This window comes from Pseudarthrobacter arbutini (assembly GCF_054510915.1).
In genome coordinates, this window is sequence record NZ_JBTNDQ010000001.1 from 224,233 (window position 1) to 247,715 (window position 23,483).

The 23,483-nt window shown below is 60.0% G+C and carries 18 protein-coding genes; 13 read left to right on the forward strand and 5 right to left on the reverse strand.

Annotated elements, in window-relative coordinates:
- Positions 1-125 precede the first annotated feature (125 nt).
- Complete coding sequence (locus tag ACX80V_RS01090) at positions 126-3,041, forward strand: GH25 family lysozyme (RefSeq protein ID WP_485841623.1); 2,916 nt, start codon at positions 126-128, stop codon at positions 3,039-3,041.
- A 63-nt stretch (positions 3,042-3,104) separates the two neighbouring features.
- Here the strand turns inward: ACX80V_RS01090 and rfbA are convergent, their stop codons facing one another.
- Positions 3,105-3,974 (reverse strand): glucose-1-phosphate thymidylyltransferase RfbA, encoded by an 870-nt coding sequence (gene rfbA / locus ACX80V_RS01095; protein WP_485841624.1) that lies wholly within the window; start codon positions 3,972-3,974, stop codon positions 3,105-3,107.
- A gap of 56 nt (positions 3,975-4,030) precedes the next feature.
- Between rfbA and rfbB the strand changes: the two genes are divergently transcribed.
- From rfbB to ACX80V_RS01115, 4 genes are read left to right on the forward strand one after another with little or no spacing between them, the layout of a single operon-like run.
- Positions 4,031-5,029: a dTDP-glucose 4,6-dehydratase gene (rfbB, locus tag ACX80V_RS01100; RefSeq protein WP_058931957.1), complete on the forward strand. Its 999-nt coding sequence runs from the start codon at positions 4,031-4,033 to the stop codon at positions 5,027-5,029.
- Positions 5,030-5,032: 3 nt separating this feature from the next.
- Positions 5,033-6,448 (forward strand): sugar nucleotide-binding protein, encoded by a 1,416-nt coding sequence (locus tag ACX80V_RS01105; protein WP_485841625.1) that lies wholly within the window; start codon positions 5,033-5,035, stop codon positions 6,446-6,448.
- Positions 6,449-6,450: 2 nt separating this feature from the next.
- Positions 6,451-7,182 (forward strand): glycosyltransferase family 2 protein, encoded by a 732-nt coding sequence (locus ACX80V_RS01110; RefSeq protein ID WP_256472947.1) that lies wholly within the window; start codon positions 6,451-6,453, stop codon positions 7,180-7,182.
- A gap of 9 nt (positions 7,183-7,191) precedes the next feature.
- Complete coding sequence (locus ACX80V_RS01115) at positions 7,192-7,581, forward strand: DUF2304 domain-containing protein (protein ID WP_058931954.1); 390 nt, start codon at positions 7,192-7,194, stop codon at positions 7,579-7,581.
- Positions 7,582-7,655: 74 nt separating this feature from the next.
- Here ACX80V_RS01115 and ACX80V_RS01120 read toward each other — a convergent pair whose 3' ends face one another.
- Positions 7,656-8,537: a glycosyltransferase gene (locus ACX80V_RS01120; RefSeq protein ID WP_252614415.1), complete on the reverse strand. Its 882-nt coding sequence runs from the start codon at positions 8,535-8,537 to the stop codon at positions 7,656-7,658.
- 170 nt (positions 8,538-8,707) lie between these two features.
- Between ACX80V_RS01120 and ACX80V_RS01125 the strand changes: the two genes are divergently transcribed.
- From ACX80V_RS01125 to ACX80V_RS01155, 7 genes are all read left to right on the forward strand, one after another.
- Positions 8,708-9,466, forward strand: a complete 759-nt coding sequence (locus ACX80V_RS01125) for a glycosyltransferase (RefSeq protein ID WP_485841626.1) — start codon at positions 8,708-8,710, stop codon at positions 9,464-9,466.
- Complete coding sequence (locus ACX80V_RS01130; protein WP_058931951.1) at positions 9,463-10,401, forward strand: glycosyltransferase; 939 nt, start codon at positions 9,463-9,465, stop codon at positions 10,399-10,401. Before ACX80V_RS01125 ends, ACX80V_RS01130 begins: the two co-directional genes overlap by 4 nt.
- 39 nt (positions 10,402-10,440) lie before the next feature.
- Complete coding sequence (locus ACX80V_RS01135; protein WP_485841627.1) at positions 10,441-11,481, forward strand: hypothetical protein; 1,041 nt, start codon at positions 10,441-10,443, stop codon at positions 11,479-11,481.
- 33 nt (positions 11,482-11,514) lie between these two features.
- Entirely contained in the window at positions 11,515-12,747 is a 1,233-nt protein-coding gene (locus ACX80V_RS01140; RefSeq protein WP_058931949.1) for a lipopolysaccharide biosynthesis protein, read from the forward strand.
- Between the two features lie 44 nt (positions 12,748-12,791).
- On the forward strand, positions 12,792-14,717 hold the full coding sequence (locus tag ACX80V_RS01145; protein ID WP_485841760.1) for a DUF6541 family protein: 1,926 nt from the start codon (positions 12,792-12,794) through the stop codon (positions 14,715-14,717).
- A gap of 128 nt (positions 14,718-14,845) precedes the next feature.
- Positions 14,846-15,856 (forward strand): substrate-binding domain-containing protein, encoded by a 1,011-nt coding sequence (locus tag ACX80V_RS01150; protein ID WP_485841628.1) that lies wholly within the window; start codon positions 14,846-14,848, stop codon positions 15,854-15,856.
- Positions 15,853-17,517, forward strand: a complete 1,665-nt coding sequence (locus ACX80V_RS01155) for a DUF2142 domain-containing protein (protein WP_485841629.1) — start codon at positions 15,853-15,855, stop codon at positions 17,515-17,517. Before ACX80V_RS01150 ends, ACX80V_RS01155 begins: the two co-directional genes overlap by 4 nt.
- Positions 17,518-17,982: 465 nt before the next feature.
- Here the strand turns inward: ACX80V_RS01155 and ACX80V_RS01160 are convergent, their stop codons facing one another.
- The gene (locus ACX80V_RS01160; protein WP_485841630.1) at positions 17,983-18,465 is read right to left on the reverse strand and encodes a GtrA family protein; all 483 of its coding nucleotides are present in this window, start codon (positions 18,463-18,465) and stop codon (positions 17,983-17,985) included.
- Positions 18,466-18,543: 78 nt separating this feature from the next.
- Between ACX80V_RS01160 and ACX80V_RS01165 the strand changes: the two genes are divergently transcribed.
- Positions 18,544-20,106, forward strand: a complete 1,563-nt coding sequence (locus tag ACX80V_RS01165) for a DUF2142 domain-containing protein (RefSeq protein WP_485841631.1) — start codon at positions 18,544-18,546, stop codon at positions 20,104-20,106.
- Between the two features lie 56 nt (positions 20,107-20,162).
- On the opposite strand, the gene ACX80V_RS01170 is transcribed toward ACX80V_RS01165, so the two are convergent.
- Together ACX80V_RS01170 and glf are read right to left on the reverse strand one after the other, a co-directional pair.
- The gene (locus tag ACX80V_RS01170) at positions 20,163-22,064 is read right to left on the reverse strand and encodes a glycosyltransferase (protein WP_485841761.1); all 1,902 of its coding nucleotides are present in this window, start codon (positions 22,062-22,064) and stop codon (positions 20,163-20,165) included.
- Between the two features lie 65 nt (positions 22,065-22,129).
- Complete coding sequence (gene glf, locus ACX80V_RS01175; RefSeq protein ID WP_058931944.1) at positions 22,130-23,317, reverse strand: UDP-galactopyranose mutase; 1,188 nt, start codon at positions 23,315-23,317, stop codon at positions 22,130-22,132.
- Between the last annotated feature and the right edge of the window lie 166 nt (positions 23,318-23,483).

A 23,483-nucleotide genomic window follows, 5' to 3' on the forward strand; every position in this document is an offset into this window, starting at 1 on the left:
TTACTGCAGACACTGCGGTGTTAGGGTAGGCGCGTTAAGTCTCGATGTAACCAGTTCAGCGTCTCCTGAACTGCAACCCACTAGTGACGCGCTTAAGTTCGCGCCTCATTGTCTCCGGAGCCAAAATGAAGCGGAACCAGCCCAACAATCATCGTCCCCTCCTGCAAGTCTTCGGGACAGCAGTTTTGGCTGCCGCTCTTCTGGCGGGCCCCGGGCTTGCTGGCGTCGCCTTCGCTGTTGAACCGACCCCGACGCCCACGACCGGTTCAACGTCCGCGCCGGCTCCGACCTCATCGGCGGTATCGACGCAGGTCCCGGAATCAGCTACGACTCCAACACCTGCGCCGGCTGCACCCGTGCCATCGGTCGCACCGACTCCGACGGCCGCACCCTCTCCTGCTCCGGAATCTGCCAGCATCAACGAGTCCATGGCTGAGGCTGTTGGCGTCGGCGGTGCGGAAATGGGCCAACGGTCCGCCAGGGTGGCCGCGACATCTTCAAGCACCAGCTTTAAAAGGCTCAGCACTGAGGCCCTCGGAACCGAAGGCACCTGGATGCCGACGTTTGGTATCCAAGGATTGGACGTAAGCGGCCACCAGCCCAGCGTGGACTGGCAGCACCAGTGGAACATGGGCGCCCGATTCGCGTACGTCAAGGCGAGCGAGGGCAACTACTATACGAACCCGTCCTATAGTTCGCAGTATCAGGGTTCGCGCAATGTCGGCATGGTTCGGGGGGCTTACCACTTCGCCATCCCCAACTGGTCCTCCGGAGCAGACCAAGCACGCTACTTCGTACAAAACGGTGGTGGCTGGACCGCCGACGGGTACACCATGCCGCCTGTCCTGGACTTCGAGTTCAACCCCTACGAAGGCCGTACGATCAACGGTTTTTACTTCGGCAACACCTGCTACGGCATGTCGCCTGCACAGCTGGGCTCCTGGGTCCGCGACTTCGGCAACACAATGCAGTCATTGACCGGACGGGTTCCCGTTATCTACACCAACACCAGCTGGTGGAATCAGTGCCTCGGCAATCCCTCAGGTTTTGGTGACTACCCGCTGTGGGTCGCTGCCTACCCGAGTTCGCCTACGAACAACGCGGGACCGGTTCCTTCCGCAAGCTGGAGCACTTACAGTATCTGGCAGTACAGCAGCACCGGGCCATTGGCGGGTGACTCGAATGTCTGGAATGGAGACTACTCGGGACTGAAAGCCTTCGCCTCTAGCGGCATTCCGCCTGCGGCCACTCAGCAGATCGGTGCGTACAGGTCCAGTCATCCTGCCCTGGGCAACACCACCACTAGTATCGTATGCGGCCTCGCGAATGGTGGCTGCTACCAGGGCTTCCAGGGCGGAACCGTGATGTGGTCAGGGTCCTCCGGTGCTTTCGCGGTGATAGCCGGTCCTGTCGCGGCAGCTTGGCGGGCCACCGGGGCCGAAGGCGGCCCGGCTGGTTATCCAACAAGCGATGTGGTCTGTGGCCTGAAGGACAATGGCTGCTTCCAGAATTTCCAAGGCGGGAGCATTCTTTCCTCGTCCACATCCGGCGCGGCCCTGATTCAGCCCGGAGCGATACGCGACTACTGGGCCAAAAACGGCTACGAGAACGGACCTCTCGGGTATCCGACCAGCAACACCACCTGTGGGCTGCGCCTCTCCGGCTGTTTCCAACTGTTCCAGGCAGGTTCGGTCCTCTCCAGCAGCTCTACAGGGGCTCAGCTTGTGAAATCCGGTCCTATCCTTGACGCCTGGTCGCGCGCCGGATTTGAAAACGGCCTCCTGGGCTACCCCTCTGCGGACGCCACCTGCGATGCCACGAGTTGCACGCAGAGCTTCGTGGGTGGAGTGGTGGCGTGGACGGGCGCTTCAGGAGCCTGGCCCATCTTTATGGGCATGGCAGACTCCTGGAAGTCCGCCCGTTCGCAGTCTGTTCCCATCGGTTTCCCGATCGGCACTGAGGTTTGCGGCATCCGCGGCGGCGGCTGTTTCCAACTGTTCCAAGGCGGAACCCTACTGTTCTCACCGGCAACAGGCGCGTTTCCCGTCACCGGCCGGATGCTGGATTACTGGCAGAAAACCGGATTCGAGAACGGTTCTCTGGGTTATCCCACGTCCTTCGCGGTGTGCAACCTTCCCGACAGCGGATGCCTGCAGTCATTTGAGCACGGCACCGTGACCTACTCCGCCGCCACGTCCATCCAAACGGTCACCGCCGGGGCAATGCGGGATGGATGGAACGCCTACGATTCCGTTACTGGCTCCCTTGGCTACCCCACCTCCCCCAAATACTGCGGGCTAGCAAACGACGGATGTTTCCAGATGTTCGCCAAAGGCGCCCTGATGTATTCCCCGTCGACCGGTGCACATCCAAGCCTCAACGGGCCGATCCGGGACCTTTGGCAGCGGGAGGGCTTCGAGAATGGCCGCCTTGGCTACCCGGCGTCGACCGTCCTGTGCGGGCTGCGGAACAGCGGCTGCTTCCAGAACTATCTCGGCGGTAGCGTCATGTGGTCTCAGGCTACCGGCGCGCACGCCTTGCACTTTGGCCCCATCAGGGATGCCTGGGTCAAGTCAGGTTTCGAAAACGGCTCGCTGGGCTATCCGGCCAGCGCCCAGATTTGCGGACTGCGCGACGGCGGCTGCTTCCAGAACTTCGAAAAGGGCACTGTGATGTGGTCGCCGCAGACCGGTGCGCAACCAGTTACATCGGCGCCGATCCAGGCGCGCTGGGCCCAGGCAGGTTTTGAATCGGGTTCATTGGGCTACCCGACCAGCGGATCTGTCTGTGGGCTCCGCGACGGCGGCTGCTTCCAGAACTTCGAAAAAGGAACCATCATGTGGTCAGCTGCCAGCGGCGCCCATCCGATGGTTCCGGGTCCAATCCAGCAAGCCTGGGCAGGGCAAGGATTCGAGAACGGCGCCCTCGGCTACCCCACGGCGCCGCAGACGTGCACCACCGGTGGGCAAAGCTGCACCCAGACTTTCCAAAGTGGCAGGATCGAATGGACCGCCCTTGGCGGGGCCAAGATCAGGCCATAGACGCAAAAAGCCGGAAGGCGGGACCCGTCACGGGTCCCGCCTTCCGGCTTTAACGAGTCCGGCCTAACGGCCGTGTTCGAGGAGGTTCAGGAGATACTGCCCGTACCCGCTCTTGACCAACGGCTCGGCGCGTTGACGGAGGTCGTCGTCGTCCAGGAACCCGAGACGCCAGGCGATTTCTTCAGGAGCGCCGATCTTCAGGCCCTGACGGTTCTCCGTTGTCCGGACGAAGTTCGACGCGTCGTTGAGGTCATTGAAGGTCCCTGTATCCAGCCAGGCGGTGCCACGGGGCAGAATTTCAACCTGCAACTTGCCGCGCTCGAGATAAGTGCGGTTCACGTCGGTGATCTCAAGCTCGCCACGGGGAGAAGGCTTCAAGTTCTCTGCGATCTCTACAACATCGTTGTCATAGAAGTAGAGGCCCGGCACTGCGTAGTGGCTTTTGGGCACTTCCGGCTTTTCCTCGAGTGAAATTGCCTTACCGTTGCCGTCGAACTCGACCACACCGTAAGCCTTCGGGTCCGCGACCCAATATCCGAACACGGCCCCGCCGTCGATGTTCTCAAAGCGGCGCAGCTGCGTGCCCATGCCGTGCCCGTAGAAGATGTTGTCACCTAGCACCAGGGCCACGGTGTCATCGCCGATGTGCTCCTTGCCCAGCACGAAAGCCTGGGCAAGGCCATCCGGTGCAGGCTGCTGCTTGTAGCTGATGGAGACGCCAAAACGGGAGCCATCGCCCAGAAGACGCTCGAACTGCTCGGCGTCGTGAGGAGTGGTGATGATGAGGATGTCCCTAATGCCTGCAAGGATCAACGTCGAAAGCGGGTAGTAGATCATGGGCTTGTCGTAGACAGGAACGAGTTGCTTGCTGACGCCCAGGGTGATGGGGTGAAGCCGAGAGCCGGTACCGCCGGCAAGTATTATTCCGCGCATGCCCCCCATCTTTCCCTTCGCTAATGGCCGCGGCAAATCCGGTAGTCTTGGGAACTATGCAGCGACTTCTTGTTACCGGTGGTGCCGGGTTCATTGGTTCGAATTTTGTCCACTACGTTCTTGAAAACACTGACGATCACGTCACAGTGCTGGACAAACTGACGTATGCAGGGAACATCGAGTCTCTGAAGGGACTCCCGGAGGACCGCTTCACGTTCGTTGAGGGTGACATTGTTGACGCCGCCGTGGTGGACGGTCTCGTTGCGGCCTGCGATGTGGTGGTCCACTACGCTGCCGAGTCGCACAACGACAATTCGCTGCATGACCCGAGGCCGTTCCTGGACACCAACATCATTGGCACGTACACGCTGATCGAGGCGGCCCGGAAGCACAACAAGCGTTTCCACCACATCTCCACCGACGAGGTCTACGGCGACCTGGAGCTTGATGACCCGGAGCGCTTCACCGAACAGACCCCGTACAACCCGTCCAGCCCGTATTCCTCCACGAAGGCTGGTTCGGACATGCTGGTCCGGGCATGGGTGCGGTCCTTCGGGCTGCAGGCCACTATCAGTAACTGCTCGAACAACTACGGCCCGTACCAGCACGTGGAGAAATTCATCCCGCGCCAGATCACCAACGCGATAGACGGGATCCGCCCCAAGCTCTACGGCAAGGGCGAGAACGTCCGTGACTGGATCCACGCGAACGACCACTCCTCGGCCGTGCTGGCCATCATCGCCAAGGGCCGGATCGGCGAAACGTACCTGATCGGCGCCGATGGGGAAAAGAACAACAAAGATGTTGTGGAACTCATCCTCAAGCACATGGGCCAGGCCCCGGACGCCTACGACCACGTCGTGGACCGCGCGGGCCATGACTTGCGCTACGCCATCGATTCGAGCAAGCTCCGCGGCGAACTCGACTGGGAACCGCAGTTCTCCAACTTCGACGCCGGCATCGAGGACACCATCGCCTGGTACCGGGACAACGAGGACTGGTGGCGGCCGCAGAAGGCCCAGACCGAAGCCAAATACAAGGAACAGGGCCAGTAGTCGATGTCGATCGAGTTCGCCAAAAAACTAAACGCCTTCGAAACGCCGATTCCCGGCGTCGTCCTCTATGACCTTTCGGTCCACGGTGACAACCGGGGCTGGTTCAAGGAAAACTGGCAGCGCGAGAAAATGGTGGCCTTGGGGCTGCCGGACTTCCGCCCGGTGCAGAACAATGTCTCGTTCAATGAGAAGGCCGGCACCACCCGGGGAATCCACGCCGAGCCTTGGGACAAGTTCATCTCGGTCGCGACGGGCAGGATTTTCGGAGCCTGGGTGGACCTGCGCGAAGGCCCCTCGTTCGGTGCCATCTTCACCGCGGAGCTCGATCCGAGCCAGGCCATTTTCATTCCCCGCGGGGTCGGCAATGCCTTCCAGACGCTCGAGGACAACACCGCGTACACATACCTCGTCAACGACCACTGGTCCGCCGATGCGCAGGGCCAGTACACCTTCCTGAACCTTGCCGACGAAACGGCAGGCATCCAATGGCCCATCCCCCTGGGGCAGGCAGAACTTTCCGACAAGGACAAGGCCCACCCGCGCCTGCACGATGTCACGCCCATGCCGCCCAAGAAGATTCTTGTGTTGGGTGCTAACGGCCAGCTCGGCAAGGCCCTCCGGGACCTGTACGACGGCGATACATCAGTCGAGTTCGCCAGTCGCGCAGAAGTCGACCTGACGGCTGAAGACTCCTTCGCCACGGTCAACTGGAAGAACTATTCGACGGTCATCAACGCCGCCGCGTTCACTGCAGTCGACAACGCTGAGACCCCTGAGGGCCGTGCGGCCGCCTGGAGTGTCAACGTGACAGCAGTGACGCGACTGGCGCGAATTGCCGTCGACCACGACCTTACCCTCGTTCAGGTGTCGTCGGACTATGTCTTCGACGGAACGGAAAAGACCCACGGCGAGGACGAGCCACCCACACCGCTGGGCGTTTATGGCCAGACCAAGGCCGCAGGCGACGCTGTTGTCAGTGTTGTACCGAAGCACTACATTGTGCGGACGAGTTGGGTCATCGGGGATGGCAGCAACTTCGTCCGCACGATGTCTTCGTTGGCTGCCCGCGGGATCAACCCTTCCGTTGTCGACGATCAGTTCGGCCGGCTGAGCTTCACAACCGACATCGCCGCCGGCATCCGGCATCTGTTGGAATCCGGGGCGGCGTACGGCACCTATAACCTCACCAATGACGGTCCCGAGCAGTCTTGGGCTGACATTGCAGCAGATGTGTACGAACTCTCCGGAGCGTCGCGGGAATCAGTGACCGGGGTGTCCACTGACGTGTATTTTGAGGGCAAGTCGGCTTCGCCGCGTCCCCGTAACAGCAGTCTGGCACTGGACAAAATCAAAGCGAGCGGTTTCGCACCTGACATGTCCCGCGCGCGCTTGGCCGCGTATCTGAAGGGCGGGGTTTGAAAATGGTTGCGCAAATACGCAGACATGACACTCTGGTGATCATGCCCGCCTGGAACGAATCCGAAGCCATTGGTAACACCGTCCAGGAGGTTTTCACATTCGGGCCGCCCTGCGACATCCTCGTCGTTGATGATGGCTCCCGGGACAGCACGGCAATGGTGGCCCGCGAAGCCGGGGCCACCGTCATTCAACTTCCTTTCAACATGGGAGTGGGCGGCGCAATGCGGACAGGGTTCAAGTACGCCAAAAAGCATGGCTACGAGCGGGTTATCCAGGTTGATGCTGACGGTCAACACGATCCCCGAGACATACAAGCGGTCCTAGATGGTTTGGCCCACGCTGATATCGCAATCGGTGCCCGTTTCGCTGACAAAGGTGAGTACGTTGTCAAGGGTCCCCGAAAGTGGGCCATGAACGTGCTGGCATGGACTATTTCACGAATTGCCGGAACTCGTTTGACCGATGTCACGTCGGGATTTCGCGCCGGGAACACTAAGGCGATCCGTCAATACGTTGACCACTACCCGGCCGAATACCTCGGCGACACCATTGACTCCCTGGTCGTCGCGATCCGCTCGGGATGCACTGTCCATCAAGTTGGCGTTTCGATGCGTGAAAGGCAGGGGGGTGCCCCGAGCCACGATCCACTGAAGGCTGCGATCTACCTCGGTCGCTCCGGACTGGCGTTGATCTTCGCCTTGACACGCAAAAAATCCGAACCATCGTCCAACTAGGAACCTGATATGTCGCTACTCATGGGATCCATCGTCGTCGTGGCGATCCTCTTTTTCGTTTTTGAGATGCTTCGGCGGCAAAAGCTGCGTGAAAAATACGCAGTTCTGTGGATCATCATCGGACTCGGGACTCTTTTGCTGTCCGCCTTCCCAGGGCTGCTGGAGCTCGCAAGCAGGCTAGTGGGGATCCAGGTTCCCGCGAATCTTCTCTTTATCATGACGCTGGTTCTTTTGGTCGGCGTCTGTCTCCACCTCTCCCAGGAGCAGTCCCAGGCCGAGGACGAGGTCCGCATACTCGCCGAGGAGGTCGCAATCTTAAGACAGGACATGACAGAGCTCCGGCGGCAGCTTGATGCTTCAACTTCCTCCGAGGGCACCAACGGAGCGGCCACTAAGTGAAGTTCCAAAACGTGCACTAAAGAATGAGGCGGCCATACCCAATCGGGATGGCCGCCTCATTCATTATTCGATGGTCAGCTGACGATGTGCTTAGCGAGTCGCGGCAGGGAATCAAACCTTCCACGGGCAATCGCCTTCAGCACGAGAGAGCCAGCGTTCAGCCGTGACGTTGTGTGGAACGCGGCCGCCAGGGAGGCCTTGTTCCAGCCCAAGTCCTTGAAGCGCTTGGCTTGCAGTTCAAAGAAATTGCGCTCCTCGTCAAAACGTCGACCGTCCATCGCACGGACGGACGAATCTGAGGCCGAGTGGCGACGGTAAAGGAACGACAGGGTCGGATCAATGATCATTGAGCCGCCTTCTGCGGCGATGTCCAGCAGCAGAGCCAAATCCTGTACAACATCCAAGCCTTCAGTGAAACCAATGCGGGTCATTGTTTCCGAACGCCAAGCAAGCGACGGGAAGTATGCCCAGTCGGCACGGACAAGGCTCGTGGCCATGGCCTCCCCCTTGAGCTCCATACGTTCGCTTGTCTTCGGGGCGTACAGCTTCTTGACTGCGTCCACGAGAGGATTGCAGGCGATGCCCTTCTCGTCAATGACCTGGACCCCGGGCTGTACGACATCGGCGTTCGGATAAGCCGAGAATGCACCCACCACAATATCGAGATAGTTCGGCAGCATGATATCGTCGGCGCCCATGATCACGACATAATCGGCCTCGACCATGGTCAGCGCCTTGCGGTAGTTGCCATTTGCGCCAAGGTTCTGCTCATTCTTCAAGTACGTCACGCGCGAGTCAGTGATGGTCGAGAACCACCGCTCGGGTTCCGGATCCGGATACCCGTCATCAATGACGACGAGGCGCCAGTCCTGGTTCTCCTGGTTCATCACGCTGCGCGCGGCGAGTTTCATCTGATCGACATCGCCGTAGTATGGCAACATTACGTCAACGGTCATGGACCTGAGGTTCCTTCCGTAGTTTCCGCCCGAAGCACTCGGCGGCTGAGTCCCCTCGATTATAGTTGACCGCCCCGCGTCCAGTTCGATTCGTCTGCCTTGCTAGACTGCTGAAGGACCGGCCCCGCCCCGCCGGCGCATAACGGGGGCCTAAACAGAAAGCAATCCTGATGGACCCCACCCCCGGCGTGACTCCACGTGTGAGCGTATGCCTGGCCGCCTACAACGGCGCCACCCACATCGAAGAACAGATCAAGTCCATCATCTCGGAGTTGGATACCCACGACGAACTGATTGTGGTGGACGACAAATCGACCGACCACACCGCGGACATCGTGCGTGGCATCCAGGATGACCGCATCCGAATCATCCAGGCAGCCGTCAATGCGGGGTATGTCCGTACCTTCGAAAGGGCGCTAGGCGAAGCCCGCGGGGAGTTCGTGTTCCTCTCCGATCAGGACGACGTTTGGATCCCAGGCCGCGTTGAGGCCATGATCTCTGCCATGGATGGCAAAGACATGGTCGCGAGCAACTGCGAGCACTTCGACGGCCCACTGGGAACATTCCACGAAATCCGCCTCCGGGCTGAGCACTCCGAACATTCCGTGCGCAACCTCATCGGAATCGTCGTCGGATACCGCCTGCACTGGGGGTGCGCAATGGCTGTCCGCAACAAGATTCTCAGCCAGATCCTGCCTTTCCCGCAGCATATGGCGGAGTCACATGACCAATGGATCGCCATGGTCGGCAACGTTAACCGTTCCATCACCTACCTCGAAGCAGACACTATTCGTCACCGCCTGCACGGTGAGAATCTCACGCCGCGGGGAATCCGCTCGGCGTCGAAAATCGTCCGCGCGCGTGTGGCTTTTGTTCGAAATGTCCTCGAAGCGGTCCGGCGCGCACGCCTGGCAGCAAGGGCAGCATGACGGGCAGCGAATCGTCGGACAAGGTCCGGCAAAACTCGGAGGTCTGCGCTGTTGTCTCCGCGTTCAATCCCGGTCCGGAAAACGTCGAGAATATCAAGTGGCTATTCCGCTTTGTGAGCAGGGTTGTCATCGTCGACGACGGCTCCCCTCGTGACGTCACCGACACGATGTCCGCTTTCGAGCAACTGGGGGCAGTCGTCGTCCGCCTGAACACAAACTCGGGTATCGCGAAGGCCCTCAACACCGGGATCCAGGAAGCACGCAAACGCTGGAATCCCGAGTGGATCGTCACGATGGACCAGGATTCCCGCTTCTCCGGGGATTACATCACCGCCGCCTTGGCGACCGCCCATGCTTCTGATCACCCTGACACTCTGGGCATGGTCTGCGCCGAGTCCCACAATCACGCACCGCTTCCCACGCTGGGAGGCACGCGTGAGCCGGAAGTTTTCGACCCCATGACGAGCGGCAGCATGATCCGTTCTGAAGTCTTCGATGCCGTGGGCTACTTCGATGAAGACTTCTTTATCGATTGCGTAGACACTGAATTCAACGCCCGGCTTCGCGACCACGGCTTCCGTTCGCTCTCCGGTCGCGGCTGCGACCTCGAGCACAGCCTAGGTAATGCCAGGCCCATGAAAATCTTTGGCTGGCGGGTCCGCGTAGGGCAGAAGAAGCTGAACGTTTACTACCACCCTCCGTTCCGTGTTTACTACATCACCCGGAATTCCTTGGTCATGGCCCGCAGGTTCGCCGGAAAACAGCCGGCATGGGTGCTTCGTCGCTTGTACATGGAGGTCCAAAGCCATATCGTCCGCTTCGTATACGGTCCCAACAGGCGAAAGCACCTCATCGCGGCCATGGCGGGAGCCAAAGATGCCTGGACGGGCCGCATGGGTAAGATCGATGACGCCCTTGCCGCCCGTTTGCGCTAAAACCGCGCCAGATCAGCTATCGAAGATCGAGAGAATACCGTGAGCAACGCACGCAAGATATTTGTCCTCTACCACCGCGGTTTGTGCACCGGAGGCCCCGAAGCACTGCATCAGCTGGTGTCAACACTCCGGGAGTTGGGGCAGGACGCCTATCTCGTGCCCCACTACACCACCGCAGCTACACCCCGCGTCGCCCAGTACTCCATCTATGACGCGCCGGAAGCCGACACGATCGAAGACACTGCGGGCAACATCGTAGTGGTGCCCGAGACGTTCATCGAAGACGTGTTCGCGTACAAACACGCCACGAAAATGATTTGGTGGCTGAGCATAGACAATGCGCTGACTTTCATGGGCGAACGCCTCTGGCAGCGGACCACCGGCGGCCTGCCGACAAAGATCCGCGAAACATGGGTGCCGTTCCTGCGCATGCTGAAGCACGGGGACACCCCCTTTCAAATGCGGCAGCGGCGTGACATCGTGCATCTAGTGCAGTCCTCATATGCGTGGTCATTTATTGCCAGCCGGCTGAACACCGTCCCTTCACTGCTTTCTGATTTCACTCCCCAGGATGAATTCGGCCCAGCAAATGAAGCAAAACGCAACCCGCGGCTGGTGACCTATAACCCGGCTAAGGGCGCCCACATCATCGACGCCGTCAGGAAGGTTTGCGATCCTGGAATTGAATGGTTGCCGATTCAAGGCATGACGCGCTCAGAAGTCGTCAGCACCCTGCAAACATGCGGTGTCTATCTGGATCTCGGGCATCACCCCGGGAAAGACAGAATGCCCCGCGAAGCGGCACTGTCTGGAGCTTTAGCAGTTGTCGCGCGACGCGGCTCGGGAGCTTACTTCGCTGACGTCCCGATTCCGTGGGAGCACAAAATCATGCCGGACGACAACGAAGTTTCGGCTACTGCCGCCGCGCTTCCCCGGCTGATGGACAACCTCTCGGAGGAGATCCGCAAGCAGGATGCCTACCGTTCTGCGATAAAGGCCGAACGGGAGCGCTTCCGGAAGGAAGTGACCGACATTTTCATCGATAACCGACTCGGCAAGGACGCATATGACTACATGTAGTATGCAGCGCGCCCACCCCGGAGTTTTCCCAGCATGATCAAGAGGATTGCCGCGTTTGCGGGATTACCGCTCCTATCTTCGCTGGCATCCTTCATCCTGCTTCCGATAGTTGCAAGGGTCGGCGGGGCGCCGGTATGGACTTCACTTGCGCTCGGCCAAGCCATCGGGGCCATCGCCGCGATCGTCGTCGGTCTTGGATGGTCCCTCACCGGGCCAGCAGCCGTCGCATCCTCTGCGGATGAGACTGTCCGGCGCCGTCATTACGCCGTGAGTTTTGCAACACGTTCACTGATGTTCCTCGGTACTATCCCCCTCATGTTTGTTGCCTTGGGCCTCGCCGGGGATCCTGCAAACTTCTGGCTGGCCTTCCTCATGGCCTGCGCTCAGGCGGCTTCCGGCTTAACGCCCGCCTGGTACTGCATCGCGACCGGCCACCCCGGCAGGATCGCCAAGTACGACGTCGTACCCCGAATGGTCGCAACTTTGGGTGTAATCCCCATTCTCTTGACCACCGGACAGACAATCATCTACCCAGCAGCTTTGTTGGTGTTGGGTCTTGCCGGGACGTTGCTCTTCAATGCGCATCATGCACACAAAGGCGATTTCCAGGACCTTTCCTTCGGCCGGATTATCCGCGAGATTTGGGCTCTTCGTGCCGGCGCAGGCATCACTCTGGCGGCTGGATCCTATGCTTCAACGCCTATCATCATCGTCCAGTTCATGGCTGCATCCGGCGGGTTGGCAGCGTTTGTCTCGGCAGAAAAGCTATACCGAATTGGGCTGCTGGCCACGGCAGCGCTTGGAAACAGCCTGCAGGGCTGGGTCAGTGACTTTGCAGGCGACCATGCCCGCCGCCGGAAATACTCGCTGGTTGCCCTGTCCGGGCTTGGACTGGTGGGCTGGCTGTTGCTCGCTGTTGCCGGTCCTTGGGCAACGGCGCTGCTTTTTAGTGAGGCGCTGGCCGCAGATTTCTGGACCTGCTTCTGGTTCGGGCTGTCATTTCTCTTGGTCTGTGTAACCAGTTCGACTGGTGCGCACTGGCTGGTCCCTGCAAAACGCATGCGGACGGTACTGACCAGCACTATTGCCGGTGCCGTAGTGGGCGTCCCTGCCATGATCGTTCTGGCCGACTTGATGGGCGGCCCAGGCGGCGCCCTCGGACTCGCCCTTGGTGAAATCGTTGTCACCGCTATCCAGATGCTGGTCGTCCTGCGCCTACTCAAGGACCCCGACACAAACACCGCGTCGAAGCAGGCGGCTTCATGACGTGGCTCGGCTTCCTGCCGGTTGTCCTACTGGCTGTGCTGTTGATGTATGTGCCCGGTGCGGCCATAGCCGCGTGCCTGAAATTCAGGCTGGGTCCTGTGATTGGCATGGCGCCGCTGCACTCGACGGCAGCCGCCGGCCTCGCCGGAACGATTGCGCACGTCCTGGGCGTGCCTTGGAACATCTTTCCGTACCTCGCCATTTGCGCGGTGCTGGCCGGATTAGCCCTCCTCCTGACACGCGGAGTCGAGTGGCCGGTGGCAAAGGTTTCATGGCGGGGGTTGCTGCCGTACCTTGCCGTGATCATCGCAGTGGCCTGTGTTACGTGGCGGTTCACGCAGTTGGTTGGTTCCCCGGTCAACCCGGCCCAGGTATTCGACAACGTGTTCCACCTCAACGCGGTCCGTTTCATCCTTGATTCCGGGAACGCTTCGTCCTTGACGCTGGCGTCGCTCCAGGGAGTTTCTGGTCTGGATGCTGTATACCCCGCGGCCTGGCATTCCATCGCAGCCCTTCTTGTGCAGTTAACAGGCATTGACATCCCGACTGCACAGAATGCCCTGAATCTGGTTACCGCTGCAGTCATTTGGCCCGCGTCGTGCCTGTTTCTCGTCGGGTCTGTCATTTCCCGGCGCCCGGCAGCACTAATCCTGGCGTCAATCGTCGCCAGCGCCCAGGTGGCGTTCCCCTACCTGATGATTGTCTGGGGCCCTCTGTTTCCATACGCGTTGGCGGTCAGCATGTTGCCTGCCGCAATGACGGCAGTGTTCGCTCTATGCGGTGTGGGCCGGAGCCACGGTGGAAGCCGGGGCGCCGGAGCCGCCTCACTCGCCCTCGCGATAGGAGGACTTGCATTTGCCCACACGAGTTCCATCAATACCCTTCTTGCCATCTCCACCCCCGTCCTGCTCTTCCTGTGGTGGCAACGGGCACGGCGCCTGGCCCCTTGGCGGACGCCGAACCTCCGGCAGGGCCTGTTCGCGCTGACCACGGTCTTCGTGCTCGGCCTGGCAGCCGTTTCCTGGCTGAAACTTCGGCCGGCACCCTACGACAATTGGGGACCAACAGTGAAGCCCGGCGCGGCCATAGGGGAAATCCTGACCGTAAGCCCGATGCAGCTGGCGATTCCCGCCGTCGTCGTGTCTGTTCTATCCGTCAGCGGCCTATATGTTGTGGTCCGCTACCGCAAACACCTTTTGCTTGCCGCTTGCTATGGTGCCGTTGCTGCACTGTACATAGTCGCCGCAGCGGCCCCCACAGGCTTCATTCGGGACGCCATCGTCGGCACGTGGTACCAAGACACTTATCGGTTGGCGGCCCTGCTGCCCTTGTTCACCACCCCAATTGCGGTGGTGGGCGGGCTTCACCTTTGGGATCTATGGCGCAGGTCCCGGGCGGCCACCCGGACCACTTCCGCACTTGAACAACGCCTTGCCATCGTCCGTGGACGAGGTCAACTCGTGGCAGCGGCATCAGTCGTCCTGGTGGTGACGGTTCTCGCCACTTTCGTGGGCCCTACATCGCACTATGTTTCCGGGGCCTCGACGGTTTATCGGTTCGACGCGCAATCGGAAATGCTGACCCAGGACGAGCGCGCTCTGCTCGCGCGTGTTGCTGATCACGTTCCGCCTGACTCCGTCATTGCTGACAACCCGTGGAACGGGAGTTCGCTAGCTTACGCCTATGCCGGGCGTCGAGTGTTGACGCCACACCTTTTCGCCGGCATCGACCCAATTCGTGAGCTCATCGACGAACGGCTGAAGTTTGAGCCCGCTGATCCTGAAGTGTGCGATGCCCTCCGTCACACGAAGGTGGAGTTCGTTTTGGACTTCGGTAGCGCTTACATGCTTGATCTGGCCGGATCCAATGATTTCCCCGGTGTTACCGACATTGGCAATGCCGCCGGCTTCGAATTGTTGGATTCGGAAGGACCCGATGCCAAGCTTTACCGGATTACCTCGTGCGGATAACTGGAGTAGGACGCGCTACGGCTGCGTGCCACGTGTCAGCCGTTGCGGCACTGTGCCACTAGGCTGGAGTGGTGATTTCTGTTTCTAGGCGAAGTGTCAGGCTCTGCATTGCGGCCACCTTGACAGGGATGCTCTCCCTGTCAGCGTGCTCGCATTCTCCTGAAGGCATGGTTCAAGGCGCCCTCACCGGCATCGGTGGCCAATCTGCGCAAGGTGCCGTCAGCGCCTGGAGTGTCTCGTGGAGCAGCCAGGTCAAAGGCGCGTCTGTCAGCTACTCCCCCGATGGTGCCGGCGCTGGATTGAAGGCCTTCGGTGATGGCCAGGCCCATTTTACGGCGAGCGGAAGCTCTCTGTCCGACGCCGAAAAAGCGGCGATTTCCGGACTTTGCACTTCGGCGGGTGCACTTTCCATCGCAGCCGGTGTCCTGCCGGTCGGAGTCGCCATCAAAGTTGACGGAATCAACGACCTTGTGCTGGATGCCCCAACGCTGGCAGCGATTCTGCGGGGAGACGTAGAACGCTGGAACGATCCGAAGATCGCTGCATTGAACGCTGAACAGCCCCTGCCAGACGTCGAGATCAAAGTAATGGCCGAAGAGGGCCCCTCGGAAACAACTCGCGCTGTCAACACCTATCTGGCTAACTCACCCGGAGTGTCTTGGAATCCTCTCCAGCCGGACCGCTGGCCAAAGGATGTGAAGGGACTCACCGGTTCGCAGCCACGAGACCTCGCAAACAAGCTGGACGACACTGACGGCGGCCTGGCGGTACTTGATGGAGGCATCATCGGTAACCGCTTCGTCGCCACTCAACTGGTGTTTGACGGGCAGGCACGGAAGATGGACGCAGCGTCAGTGGTGAATGCAGTCGCCGCAGGCCAGGTAACGACGACGCCGCGCTCTGTTGTCCAAGCCCTGGACGACCGCGCAGGCTATGGATTGGCGACCGTGATCTACGTCAATGTCTGCCAGCAGTACGTCGAGGAACCCCTCAACCGCCTCACCCGGTCCTTTGGCGAGGCGCTTCTCGGCGAGAAGGCTCAAAAGGACGCCAATTCTTATTCCTTTGTTATGTCACCGAGCAAGAAGGCCATCAGTGAGGGCCTGGCGCTCGTACGCACAATCGGAGACGCGCGATGAGCATCAGCAGTCGGCCCACAAAGGGCCGATCAATTCCAAGACCACTGCGGACGTTCGCCGTTCTGACCGGATTGTTCGCCGTGCTCTTAGGCTTGTGGTCCGCTGCGACGCCTCTGATGGGCTTCCCTGATGAGCCGGCGCACACTATCAAGGCTGCCGCAGTTGTGCGTGGCCAGGTTCTGGTTGAGGAAGGAACTTCCTTCGGCCACGGTGTCCACGTCAAGGTTCCAGACTATATCGCCAACCTCCATGGTCAGGGGTGCTACAAATTCAATCGCGGGCAGGCGGCAGATTGCGCTCCGCTGGTCTACGCAGACGACACCTACACGAACATCGGCGTTACCTCGGCCGCGTCCTACAACCCCATGTACTACTGGCTGGTGGGGCTTCCCACCCTGATTATGTCCGGCGCGCCAGCAATCTACGCAATGAGGCTGATCAGCGCCCTGTTCTGCGCCGTTTTCTTTGCTGCGGGATTCACGGCCCTGACAGAGCTGCGACGGCCCCAGTTTGCCGTGCTGTTGGCTGCGATCGCCATGACGCCCATGGTCCTGTTCCTTGGTGGCGGCATCAACCCGAATTCAATGGAGATTGCCGCCACCATGGCTGCTTTCTCCGGGTTTGTAGTGGTGCTGGACAACTGGCGGAATACCAAGCTCGTTATTCCAGCTCTGGCGACAGTTGCCGCGTCCACTGTGGTTTTGGCCAATGCGCGCCAGATCTCCCTGGTGTGGCTCCTATGCGCACTCGTGGCTGGAGTCTGCTCGTTCAAACTCCGTCGCACCCTCCAGGTATTCGCAGACAAGCGTGTCCTCATTGCCGTCGGGCTTACCGTACCGGGAACGCTTTTGGGCCTCCTCTGGACCTGGATCGCCTCCAATGGCCCGGCAAATGTGGGCGTGGCTCCCGACGGCATCGCCAGTCCGCACCCTGATGCCCCGCTCTACCGGGGATTCTTGATCATGTTGGACCGGACGTACGACTTCTTCCCCCAGTACATCGGGGTCATGGGCTGGCTGGATACGCCCGTCCCGGAACTCGTGATGCTCGTGTGGAGCGCCCTGATGATAGCGGCGCTCGTTGCCCCTTTCTGCATCCGGCCGCTGCGGAGCTGGACGGGATACTGGGTGTCCCTGGCCATGCTGTATGTTGTGCCGGCGCTTCTTCAAACTGTCTTGTGGCGCTCCATGGGGTTCATCTGGCAGGGCCGATACACTCTCCCCTTGGTGGTCGTCCTGTTCATCACGGTCGGGCTTGGGCTAAGGCGGCTGCGTTTCGCAAACAAAGGCATGGCCGTCAAAGCAGCGAGGATCATTTTCTGGCTTGTAGGTGCATGCCACACGTTGGCATTCGTGTATGTCCTTCGGCGCTATGTTGTAGGAATCAGTGAGCTGGCAAACTGGCAGACCCTGTTCTCGTCCCCCGACTGGCAGCCGCCGTTCGGCTGGTTGTTGTTGACCGTGCTGTACCTAGGCGCGTCAGCCGCGGGCATGGAGATCCTCTTCCGGTACCTCTACCCCGGGCAGAGCCTCGTCAAACGGGTCAATTCAAAGGGTGCCCGGAAGGACACAAGAGGCGCCATTAGGGGCCGTCAGACAGATAGGCAGCCCTCCGTTTCGGAAGTAAGTGCAAAATTACCCAGCGGCCTGCCAAATAATTGAACCCGGACACTGACTAAGCAGCCTTCTTGAATTTTTGGGCTTATGGTGGTTGAGCACCTGACTTAAACACTTGTCCCCGGACTGCACCGCTCATAATGCACTCTTCAGGGCCCGCCAGGCCCACGCAATTGCAGATATCGGGGTCCGAGAGTTCGCAACGCGCCGCACGCCACAGGTGAAGCCGTATGAAAGTTCGCCGCAGCGGCGTGGCTCTGTCCGAGCAGACGTTTCAGCAGCTGCGGATCACACCGTCCGGATGACATCCGCGGGAGAGTCTGGACCTGGAAATCGTCAGAGCTAATCGAAAACCGAGCGTTTCGTGCTGCACGGAATTCAGCGGTCGTTTCATGGCCGAATCAGTTGCAACGAGCGATGGACGCCTGGCGCGCCGTCACAATGGCACTGTTCGACGCCTGCCGGGCGTCACCCCCTTTGGGGGACCGCGCGCTCGCCGTCGAGGAGAGGTTAGCTCCCGACCTTTTCCGCGCTTTCGGTGCTCTTGAAAATCCAGTGACGGTACAGAAAGTAATTCCAAACTGTTGTCAGAATGGTTGAAGTGGCCTTGCCGAACATGTACGACCAGCCCAGAGCGTCGAAGCCCGTCACGATGAGGTCGCTTACCAGGATGTTCACGACCACCAGGAGGATGTATTTCAGGGCACTTACGCCGCGATGGTTGGTCGCCTGAAAGGTAAATATTCGCTGAAGCAGGAAATTGAACACAAGGCTGACCAAGAAAGCGGCCGGCGTTGCAATCCAGAGCTCAACTCCAAGGACCTCATGGAGAAAGACCAGAAGGCCCAAATCAAGGGCAAACGAGAGGCCGCCGACGAAGAGGAATCTGACGAGCGAGGCGTTGGCGAGCCTGCGTAACATGCCCCGGGCTGAACGAGGATCTGGCGCCTCCTGCTCGCGCGGTTCCGACTCACGCAACGGTGAACTGGGCATTGTGTGGTGGTCCTCTCCCGGATGAAACGGAGAATCCCGACAATCAACAGCCGACCTCCAAGTATGGTTAAAAGTACCATGCGAACCTCTCTACTTCTTCGGCCAACGTCCAGCCTCCGGTCATTCGGTGGACGCCCCAGTCAGCTACGTGTCCTTCTCATTGCCTGGCTTCTGATTGGCGTAGCCGGGACCATCTGGAGTTTTGCATCGCCGCTCATGTCCATACCGGATGAGCCTGCCCATACCGTTAAGGCCGCCGCAGTGGCCAGAGGTCAACTCAGCGGAACCAACTCTGGCGTTCAAGGGGAACCTTTGACGGTCCAGGTCCCGGGATATATTGCACATCTGCACGAGTACAGTTGTTTCGCCCAACATTCGGATATCACTCCTGCCTGTTCCAAACCCATCAATGCGGCAGACCGCGGATGGACAACGGCGAAGACTTCTGCAGGCAACTACAACCCCGTTTACTACGGGATTGTAGGAATCGGCAGCCGCGGACTAAGCGGAGAGCCAGCACTGTACGCGATGCGACTTATCAGCACGTGGGTAACAGCTTTCTTTCTGGCATCCGTATTCAGTGCAGCTTCCTCGCTGCGCAGATTCCATATGCCAGTCGTGGCAGGAGCCATAGCACTGACCCCTGCAGTCTTATTCTTGGCGGGCTCAGTAAATCCGAACTCACTCGAAATAGCCGCCACGGCAGCGCTGTTCATGAACCTCTGCGCCGTATTCGAGCAGTCAGCCAGCAGGATGCGGATTCGCACGCTCAATGTAGTCACCGGGGCCGTGTCCGGAGTCCTGCTCGCCAATACGAGGCCCCTTGCCCTTCTATGGTTGGCGATAGCGGCCCTGGCTGCAGTTCTCTGCTACGGATTTCCTGCTCTTATCCGGGCCCTCAAGGAACGGCGGTTCTTAGCAGCCCTGAGTGCAGTCTTCCTTTCGTGTGTCTTCGCGTTATGGTGGGTCGTTTCGGCCAAGAGCTTCGACAGCCTGCTGGCCGGCCCGCCAATACCAGGGGACCAGGCAGCAGTGGCGATGCTCGACAAATCGATAATTTTTATGGTCGAGTATGTTGGAGTGCTCGGTTGGCTCGACACCATGCCGCCCCCGGGAGCACTTTACGCATGGGTGCTTGGGTTCGGCGTCATGCTCTTCCTGGCGTTTACGGCACGCCCTGTTCGAGGACGATGGGCAATGTTGCTGATGACACTCGCTGTCATAGCGGTCCCGACAGTGCTGCAAGCAAGTTCCAGTGACACTCTTGGATGGATCTGGCAGGGACGATACACATTGGCGATGGTCGTGACGATGCTTCTGGCCGCAGGTGTAACTATCAGATTCCGTCCTTTCAGGCTAACTCCTTGGCGGAAGTCAGCAATCCGGTGGGGCATCATCCTAGCGATACTTGCCCACGTCTACGTTTTCCTTGAAGGCCTCCGGCGCTACACGGTTGGCATTCGGGGCATCTACGTCAACTGGAGCGAAATGTTCGATCCAGAGTGGCAACCACCATTTTCCTGGCAAGGTCTAACGGTCGCTTACATTGTGGTCCTCTCCGTTGCTGGCGTTTGCCTCTACCGTCTGCTGACAACTCGCCTGACCCCTGCTCTCAGCGGCCGGACTACTTCCGAAAGTTAAGACGAGCGGCGCCCCCACAACAGTGGGGGCGCCGCATTCATGCAATCTGCCTGGGCTCAGCGGTCCAGGCCGAAGGTCTTCCGCCAGGCTTCCATGGAAACCAACTCCGGTAGTGCTGAGCGGTACGCCTCCGCCAATGACTCCCACGACTTATACAAGCGCGCGTGCTGGCTCCCGGCCCGCGCGAGCATGGCCCTCATCTTCCGCGGGTCCCGTTTGTACCATGAGGCCGCAGTCCCCTCCGCATTGGAGACCACAACGGAATCGTAGTGAGCCAGGCGGAACCAGCGATTGTCCACATGGGCTAGGTGGCTTTGCGGCCTTGCCAGGGCTTCTTCGGACGGCCGGCTAACCAGTTGGCGTGCCACCGTTGTCAGGCCCCACTTGACCATGTCCTTCTTGTGGGGCATCCCTATCCGGGACGCGGTGGACGGGCCGCCACCCAATGACGGCGCCGGGAAATCGTCAAGGTCCTCCCGCATCTGGGCGTCGGAGTATTCGGCCTGCATGCGAATGATCTCGGGCAGTTTGGTCGCCAGCGACGGGTGAAGATGCCCCGGCCCCTCGAACAAGTCCGCCATCGCCTTCAGGCGGCTTTCTTCGGTGAAGTACTGCATGGAGACAAGGTGCTTGATGTCGGATTGCAGGGACTCACGGATTACGCCGCCACCTTTGGCGTGCGGGCTGTGTAAGAGCGCCGTGATCAGCCTGTTGCGGCTATGGAAATACGCCTGCCACCCGACGAGGTCGTCCTTGTCAATCCACGAAATATGCCACAAAGCGGCCCCCGGGAGGGACACCGTGCGGATACCTGCCGCCCTGGCGCGAAGGCCATATTCCGAATCGTCCCACTTGAGGAACAGCGGAAGCGGCAGCCCGATTTCCCTGATGACTGACGTCGGGACCAGGCACATCCACCACCCGTTGTAATCAACATCAAAACGGCGATGCATCCACGGTGTCTGCCGAAGGTTCGACACGCTGAAATCGTGGCGCATCTGCATTTCCTGGTGGGGCTGATCAGGCGAAATGCGGTGGGCATCGATGATCTCACCCATCGAATACAAAGTGCTACGGCTGTAGAGGTCGAACATGTGCCCGCCAACAATCGTTGGCGTCTTGCAGTGGGCTGCAAATGACATCAGCCGTGCGATGCTCTCCGGCTCAAGGACGACATCATCGTCCAGCAACAGGACGTAGTCGCTGCCGTTCTCTACGGCCTCGTACATTCCGCGTGCGAATCCGCCGGAGCCGCCCAGGTTGGCCTGCTCAATGATGCGCAGCTTCTCGCCGAGCCGACTGGCCAATTCTTCGAATCCCGGTTGATCAGCGACCTTGTTCGTTCCCTGGTCGACGATCAGTACTTCATGCGCCAGGTCCAGAGCTTCAGGATGATCCGCGAGGATCCGGGCATTTGCAAGGCAAAAGTCCGGCTTGTTCATCGTCGTAACCTGAATTGTCACGCTTCGGGCCGGTCCCGCGGTTTGCGGGCCCTCCCAGCGCGCACGGTCCAGCACCAGATCCTCCTGGCTTGAGGCCAGGTCAAACCAATACCAGCCGCCATCCCCGAATGGCTTCAGCGACAGCAGGAACTCGGTAGAAGATTCCCCTTCGACCCTCGATCCGTCAACACGCTGAATGGTCCCCCGGGCATTGGACTTGTAGACGGAGATGGTCCCGTGGCCGCGGGTCTCTACGACGAGCCGCACCTCACGGACCTCGGTCCACCGCCGCCAATATCCTGCCGGGAAGGCGTTAAAGTACGTGCCCAACGAGAGCTGCTCCCCCGAACGCACCCTGATCGAGTGCCGGGACATAACGTCGTCAAAGTGCACCTCGCGTGGGCTTGAGCCAACGAGATGGAGTTTATCTTCCGTGCGCTTCGGGTTGCGGGCGAACTCATCGCTCTCATTAATGCGCACACCCGCTGCCGGGCCGGCGTCGGCGTAGAGCGACATCGTGTCCACGCCTGACTCCGGGGGGAATATCACCCTTTGGAGCGTCGCCCAGCCCGGCGCTTCACTCACGCGTCTACGCCTCCGCTTTCAAGCTTCGCTCCGCCTTCGAAATGAGGCCGAATCTGGTTGTCGAACATGGTCAAGGCTGAGCCTATGGCCATGTGCATATCGAGGTATTTGTACGTGCCAAGCCGTCCGCCAAAGAGAACATCCTTCTCCGCAGCAGCGAGGTCACGGTACTTCAGCAGGCGTTCCCGGTCTGTGGGCGTATTGATCGGGTAGTAGGGCTCGTCGCCCTTTTCTGCGGCACGCGAGAATTCGCGCATGACGACGGTCTTTTCCGTCTGGTAGTCGCGCTCGGGGTGGAAGTGACGGGGCTCAATGATCCGCGTGTAGGCCACCTCGGCGTCGTTGTAGTTGACCACCGACGTTCCCTGGAAATCGCCGACGTCGAGCACTTCCTTTTCGAAATCGATCGTGCGCCACGAGAGGTCGCCCTCTGCGAAGTCGAAGTATCGGTCCACCGGACCCGTGTAGATCACGGGGATGTTGCCGACGACCTTGTCCTTGCTGTATTCGTGCGACTCGTCGAAGAAGTCGGTGTTGAGCCGGACTTCGATGTTCGGGTGTTCCGCCATCTTTTCGATCCACGCCGTGTAACCGTTCGTGGGAAGGCCCTCGTACTTGTCGTTGAAGTACCGGTTGTCGTAGTTGTAGCGCACCGGGAGGCGGGAGATGATGCCCGCGGGCAGGTCCTTGGGATCGGTCTGCCACTGTTTGCCGGTGTAGTGCTTGATGAACGCCTCATAGAGCGGCCGTCCGATGAGCTGGATGCCCTTGTCGTTCAGGTTCTGCGGATCAGTTCCGGCGAGTTCGCCGGCCTGTTCCTGGATCAGGGCCTGCGCCTGGCCAGGTGTCAGGTTGGCGCGGAAGAACTGGTTGATAGTGGCCAGGTTGATGGGCAGGGAATAGACCTCGCCCTTGTGCACGCCGTAGACCTTGTGGACGTAGTTCGTGAAGGTGGTGAACCGGTTCACGTACTCCCATACACGCTCGTTGGAGGTGTGGAACAGGTGGGCGCCGTAGCGGTGCACCTCGATCCCGGTCTGTTCTTCCTTTTCGCTGTACGCGTTCCCACCGATGTGGTGGCGGCGGTCGAGGACGACCACCTTCAAGCCGAGCTCAGTGGCGGCCTGTTCTGCGATTGTCAGGCCGAAAAAGCCAGACCCTACGATGACGAGGTCAGCGGTCACAAAATCTCCTGGTTCGAATGCGGGCAGCGCAATGTTGCGCATTGTCTGCTGCACCAGCCTACCCGAGACCCCCTCGTGACCTACTAATCCGGCAGCTCAGTCCTTGTCCACATACGGCACCTCGCCCCACGACACCATCCCGCGTGATGGCTAGCTTGGAGACAAG